The sequence below is a fragment of the Microcoleus sp. SVA1B4 genome (genome assembly GCF_036700545.1).
GTDB lineage: Bacteria > Cyanobacteriota > Cyanobacteriia > Cyanobacteriales > Microcoleaceae > Microcoleus.
On record NZ_JAUBPB010000173.1, the window covers coordinates 1 to 1,236 of the forward strand.

General features: G+C 46.0%; 1 protein-coding gene. It reads right to left on the reverse strand.

Going from position 1 to position 1,236, the window contains the following annotated elements:
- A partial coding sequence (locus QT987_RS29775; RefSeq protein WP_333247095.1) for a calcium-binding protein occupies positions 1-602 on the reverse strand: 602 nt, incomplete at its 3' end.
- Positions 603-1,236: the final 634 nt, after the last annotated feature.

The following is a 1,236-nucleotide window of genomic DNA, read 5'->3' on the forward strand; positions in this document are numbered from 1 at the left end:
ATCTCCGTACCCGATAGGTTGCCAACTGTTTCGATAAAGCCAACACCTTCGACAGTCGCCGATGCACCGAAGAAGTCGGAAATCACCACGTCATCGGCAGGGCGGGCGATACCGTCTTTGTTGATGTCAATCAGCAAGCTAGTGCCTTGTCGGGCCAAGCCTGTATTTCCCGATGACAGCGACAGCGACAAGGTAGGGCTGGTACTGATTTGGTTGTCAAAATTAACAAAGTCTAGGCGATCGAGGCCACCTGTATCCTGAATTTGTAGTTGATTGAGCGAAAACTCCCGCAGCAGATAGCTATCGTTACCTGCACCGCCTCGCAACACATTCCCACTGCCAAATCCAGCACTGAGCGTATCATCCCCCACACCGCCATCCAAGGTGCTATTACCACCACCAAAGAGAAAGTCATTGCCATCACCGCCAAATAGGCTATCGCGAAAGCCTGGCACGAGAGTGTCATCGCCAGCACCGCCATCTAAGGTGTTATTGGAGCCAGAACCACTAAGGGAGTCATTGCCGTCTGCCCCAAAAAGGCTGTCGTTGCCTAATCCGCCCTTGAGAGTGTCATCTAAGGATGTACCCAGAAATATTGCCACGTTTTTTTCCTGCTTAATGTAAACAGGCGAGGGCTAATTTTACTTAGCTACTACGCCCTAATTATCTATCAGTGCTTTTTCCCAAAAATTATGCGAATTTTCCAAAAAACTTTTTTTTGCACAATTTGTTTCATTGGCGACAAAAGATGCTATGATTTATAGCCTCTGTTCACCACAAAATAACGAGACTTACAGCACTTTGAGATAAAACCCGCCACAAAGACGGTAAACTTGAAAGATGTAAAAAAAGCAAATTATTTAGAGATAGCTGCATATTCTATTGACTTACGACAGAAGATACTAAGTGCGTGGCCAAACAAAGAAGGCACACAAAGAGACTTAGCAAAACGATTTAAAGTCAGTCGATCGCTCATAGGTGACTTTTTGCCTCGGTATTGAGAGACGGCCCAGATAGCTGCCATGACTCTCTTGAGGGGAGCGGCGCTCGAAGCTTAAAAGTAAAGAGGAAGAATTGTTAAAGATAATAGTGACAGAGCACTCGTGATATATATGCGAGAAATTCACTCTTGAAATAAAAGAGCGCCAAGGCATAGAGGTAAGGAATGAGAATTAAATAACTTCCACTCTTGAAAGTGGGATGGGCGTCCCGCCCGTCCACTCATGACGGGCGGGA